Source organism: Halorientalis sp. (assembly GCF_028275115.1).
Lineage (GTDB): Archaea > Halobacteriota > Halobacteria > Halobacteriales > Haloarculaceae > Halorientalis.
The window spans coordinates 1-4,610 of sequence record NZ_JAQCNH010000012.1 but is presented as its reverse complement, the minus strand read 5'-3'; the positions used below and the strand labels follow the sequence as shown (position 1 = coordinate 4,610).

Annotated in this window: 4 protein-coding genes; 2 read left to right on the top strand and 2 right to left on the bottom strand. The window is 63.0% G+C overall.

Translation table 11 applies throughout. The features are described 5' to 3' along the window. Positions 1–383: 383 nt before the first annotated feature. Entirely contained in the window at positions 384–2,363 is a 1,980-nt protein-coding gene (locus Q0964_RS01540; protein WP_299262730.1) for an oxidoreductase, read from the top strand. A 126-nt stretch (positions 2,364–2,489) separates the two neighbouring features. Beyond that, positions 2,490–2,627 (top strand): hypothetical protein, encoded by a 138-nt coding sequence (locus Q0964_RS01535; protein WP_299262728.1) that lies wholly within the window; start codon positions 2,490–2,492, stop codon positions 2,625–2,627. A 34-nt stretch (positions 2,628–2,661) separates the two neighbouring features. Here the strand turns inward: Q0964_RS01535 and Q0964_RS01530 are convergent, their stop codons facing one another. Together Q0964_RS01530 and Q0964_RS01525 are read right to left on the bottom strand one after the other, a co-directional pair. Then, positions 2,662–3,447, bottom strand: a complete 786-nt coding sequence (locus tag Q0964_RS01530) for an HpcH/HpaI aldolase family protein (protein WP_299262726.1) — start codon at positions 3,445–3,447, stop codon at positions 2,662–2,664. Beyond that, on the bottom strand, positions 3,444–4,421 hold the full coding sequence (locus Q0964_RS01525; protein WP_299262724.1) for a hydroxyacid dehydrogenase: 978 nt from the start codon (positions 4,419–4,421) through the stop codon (positions 3,444–3,446). Before Q0964_RS01525 ends, Q0964_RS01530 begins: the two co-directional genes overlap by 4 nt. Positions 4,422–4,610: the final 189 nt, after the last annotated feature.

Sequence of the window (4,610 nt, the reverse complement as noted above, 5' to 3'; positions counted from 1 at the left end):
AGGCGCAGCGGCACGACGACCTCCCGCTGTGTGCCCTCACCGGTGCTGGTTATCTGGGGCGGGTCCTCGGTGTTCGATCCGTCCTCGCTCATTGGAGTTGCTACGGGTGGCAGCTACTTCACTGCGGCGAGATGGGTATACGGGTCGACAGAACGATTGATAGAATTCGGCTCGCCAGACCCCGGCGAATATCTATCAGTGTCGACCCGTATAGCAATCGCGGTTTTGTTTGGTTGATACTGGTGGCTGTAACAAACTGAAGGAATTCCCCACCCCGGGGTGGCAAATATCTTTACGAACTTACAGCCACCAGTGTCAGTTCCATCAGCGCAGCGTCAGTAAGCTTTTCGACGGAGAGAACTAATCGCCAGCTAATACGAAACATGGCGACCAACGTTGACGCATTGTTTCAGTCGGGACAGATAGGCACTCAGACAGTTCGGAACCGAATCGTCGTTCCCGCGATGGGGACGAACTACGCGAACGAGCGTGGCGAAGTCACGGATCAGCTACTTGACTACTACGAGGAGCGCGCGAGAGGTGGTGCCGGGATGGTCATCGTCGGCAGTACCGGCGTGGACGGCACGCGAGGGAACGCTATCGCCCGCCAGTTGCGGATCGACGACCATCGGTACATTGCCGGCCACTCGAAACTCGCCACGCGCATCCAGAACCACGGTGCGACGGCGTTCATTCAGCTCAACCACGCCGGTGGCGGAACGACAGTCAAAAAGACCCAGGGGGAACGGCCGGTCGTCCCCTCAGAGGTGTCCAGAGCGTACAACGCCAGGGACCCCCACGTCCTGACGACCGAGGAGGTCGAGGAACTGGTCGAGAAACACGTCGCCGCTGCGGCACGCGCCGAGCGTGCCGGGTTCGACGGCGTCGAACTCCACTGTGGCCACGGCTACCTGCTCGAACAGTTCATGTCCGCACGGACGAACGAGCGTACTGATCGGTACGGCGGCGACCTCGAAGCTCGGCTCCAGTTCCCCCTGGAAATCGTCGAGGGCATCCGGGAGCGCGTCGGCCCGAGATTTGGCCTCTCGGTCCGCCTGACCGTCGAAGAATTTGTCCCCGACGGTCAGGAGATAGACGACTCGAAGCGCGTGGCGGCACTGTTCGAGTCGGCCGGTATCGACGTGATCAACGTCACGACTGGAACCTACGGCTCGGCTCCCCAGACTATCGAGCCGATGCGTTACGAGGAGGCCTGGCGCGCACACTACGCCGCCACGGTCGGCGAGGTCGTCGACATCCCGACCATCGCCGTGGGTGTGATCCGCCAGCCCGAGACGGCCAACGACCTCGTCGCCGACGATGTGACCGACTTCGTCGCCATCGGTCGTGGACACGTGAGCGACCCACACTTCGCCCGGAAAGCAAAAGCGGGCCAGACAGAGGATCTCAACCGGTGTATCGGCTGTAACATCGGCTGTGTCGGTGACGGGATCTTTTCGCACAAACCGATGGGCTGTTCGGTCAATCCGACTGTCGGCCGCGAGGCCGAGTTCGCGTCCATCGAACCCGCACCCGACCAGCAGGAGGTACTCGTCGTCGGCGGTGGCCCGGCCGGCATGGAGACGGCAGTATGGAGTGCCCGGCGCGGCCACGACGTGACCCTCTACGAGGCCAGCGACGAACTGGGCGGACAGCTCAACCTCGCCGCGAAAGCCCCGGGCAAAGAGAAGATCGACTGGTTCAACGAGTATATCCAGCACCAGCTCGACGAGGCCGATGTTGACGTGCAGCTCGGCACATCAGTCGACACCGAGACGGTCCGAGAAGCGGCCCCCGATGCCGTCGTGGTGGCGACCGGCGCACATCCCCAGTCGCTGGACGTGCCCGGCGTCGAACTGGAGCATGTCTCTCAGGCGTGGGATGTGCTGGCCGAGCGTGAAGCGATCGAGGGGAGTGTACTCATCATCGGGGGTGGTAGCGTCGGCTGTGACACCGCTGAGTGGCTGGCCGAGCGGGGCCACGATGTGACGATCCTCGAGTACGCCGACCAGCTCGCACCACGCAAGGAGGTCATCAGCCGCATAGATATGCTAGACCAGTTTCACGACCGCGAGAACTTAGACTGGGAAACCGACTGTCAGGTCACCGAGATCACCAAGTCTGCCGTCACAGTCGCTGACTCCAACGGTGTCGAATCGACGTTCGTAGCCGACAGCGTTGTGCTGGCTGTCGGACACGAGGGAGAGAACTCGCTGGCGGGTCAACTCGACTCGCTACCGGTCGATGTCTACGTTGTGGGAGACGCCCGTGCGTCCCGCAACATCGACAGCGCTACCGACGACGGGACCAATGTCGGTCTCTCGATTGGCGCACCGGACCCATCCTTCACACCACGACTCTGACTCCAACCGACGTAGATACGAGCAATCCGACATCGAACCACGACCGTGCAGTCTCAACTCCTGAAAGCATTTACTCGCTTCCGTGTCAGCTAGATTTTATGTTCTCTCGGTCGGTAGACACTGGTGATGCCTCGAATCGAACTCTCTGAGAACCTGTACCGACAACTCGAAGCGGAAGCGAACGGTGAGGGACTCGACGACGCGCTGTGGAAGATGGTCGGTACCTACCGCCGCAAGCACAACCCCGAATCCGACCGCCGATAACGCCGACAGACAGAATTCTGCTCCGAGACAGCCGTCAGTTCCGTAGTTTGTCGAGGCGCGCACCCAGCACCTCGCGCATCGATGCCGTGTCGCCGCCGATACGGACGAGTCGGTAGCCAGCGTCGATAGCCGCCTGCGCGTCTGCCGCGTCGTTGCGGATGCGACCGACCGGAACGCCGGCGTCGAGACACGCTTCCAGTGTGCGCTCGATAGCCGCAGTGACCGCCGCCGTGTTCTTTTCGAGCGGATCACCGCCAGACAGCGACATCGAGAGATCTGCTGGGCCGACAAAGGCAAAGCCAAGCTGTGGCACTGACAGTATCTCATCGATGTTGTCGACCGCTCGCTGGTTCTCGATCATCGTCCCGACCAGAACCTCGTCGTCCTCGCCGCCGACGTAGCTGTCGACGTAGCCGGCCCACTCGCCTGACCGGCCGACGCCGACGCCGCGGTCGCCCACCTCACCGTCGTAGGCGAAATGCGCCGACTTGACGCCGGCCCGGAGTTCCGCGGCAGTCTCGATGCGGGGCAACAGGATGGTCCGAACCCCGGCGTCCAGCACCTTCCGGATAAGTGCCGGCTCGGGTTTGGGCAATCGGACCAACAGTTCGATGTCGCCCGCTTCGGCCGCACGGGTCAACTCTTCCAAGGCGGTGCTGTTGTAAGGACTGGGTCCACCGTGTTCGAGGTCGAGCCAGACGTAGTCCAGGCCGATGGCGCCCAGCGTCTCGATGACCGTCGGTGAAAACCTCTCCGCGCTCGCGCCCACGACCGTCTCGCCCGCTTCGAGTGCTCGTCGCAGCCCGTTCCGAGTCCTCATTTGCCGTGTCCTCCCGAGAGCGCAGCCCCGTTCCGCGTGGAGTCGGGTATCCCGCCCTCGTAGACGGTTCGGACGTTCGTCGCGGCCCGTCGGCTCATCCGGGCCAGCGCCTGCGTGGTCACCCCGCCGATGTGGGGCGTCAGCAATACGTCGTCGCGGCCGTACAGCGGGTGGTCCGAACCCGGGGGCTCCGATTCGAACGTGTCCAGGGCGGCCCCGCCGACGGTGCCGGCTTCGAGCGCATCGACCAGTGCCGCCTCGTCGATGATCGCCCCACGTGCGGTGTTGACGACGACGCCGTGTTCGCCCAGCGCTGCTAGCTCTGCCGTCGAGATGGAGTGGTGTGTCTGTTCAGTCAGTGGGACGTGGATACTCACCGCGTCGGCCCGCTCAAACAGGCCTTCGAACCGCTCGGCGCGCAGGACTCCCTCCGGGAAGTAGTCGCTCGGCTTTCGCGGGTCGTAGGCCACGACGCGCATCCCCATTCCTGTCGCCATCGCCGCCGTCTTCTGTGCAATGTTCCCGAAGCCGTACAGGCCGAGCGTGTCGGCGGTGAGTTCCCGTCCGGTAAAGGCCGCCCGCTCCCACTCACCCGAGCGGACGTGTCTGTCGGCGGTGTGGAGATGCCTGCGAACCCCGAGCAGCGAGGCGATGGTGTGCTCGGCGACCGACTGGGCGTTGGCTCCCGGCGTGTTGCAGACGACGATGTCACGCTCGGCGGCCGCCGCCATGTCGACGTTGTCCAGCCCGGCCCCGTGTTTTGCGATGACCTTCAGGTTGTCCGCCCGTGCGATGGCTTCGGCGTCGATTTGTGCGACGCGGACGATAACCGCATCGTAACGCCCGATATCGCTGAGCGCGTCCTCGTAGCTGTCGTAGTCGTCCATCCCTGTGCAGTCGGCGAAATCCGCGATAGAGTCCGGGCCCGATGAGTCGATTTCTTTGGGCAGGAGTACCTGCCACGTCTCAGACATGGCCCTGTGTTAACGGGACGCAGGTAAAAGTATGCAGCCTTATACTGACCCGATGGAAATTCTGCTATTCCCAGAGCACGTGAAACAAGTATGGGGCGCAAGAGACCGATCAAGCCGGCTGTGCTTCGAGCACGCCATACTGACTGGTCCGAGTGCGTAGGAAGCAAGGTCTTGGGCACTACAGCCCGA

Bases quoted from the DNA above. Each gene is read 5' to 3' on its own strand.
- Q0964_RS01535 (WP_299262728.1), top strand. From the start codon at position 2,490: ATGCCTCGAATCGAACTCTCTGAGAACCTGTACCGACAACTCGAAGCG.
- Q0964_RS01525 (WP_299262724.1), bottom strand. From the start codon at position 4,421: ATGTCTGAGACGTGGCAGGTACTCCTGCCCAAAGAAATCGACTCATCG.
- Q0964_RS01530 (WP_299262726.1), bottom strand. From the start codon at position 3,447: ATGAGGACTCGGAACGGGCTGCGACGAGCACTCGAAGCGGGCGAGACG.
- Q0964_RS01540 (WP_299262730.1), top strand. From the start codon at position 384: ATGGCGACCAACGTTGACGCATTGTTTCAGTCGGGACAGATAGGCACT.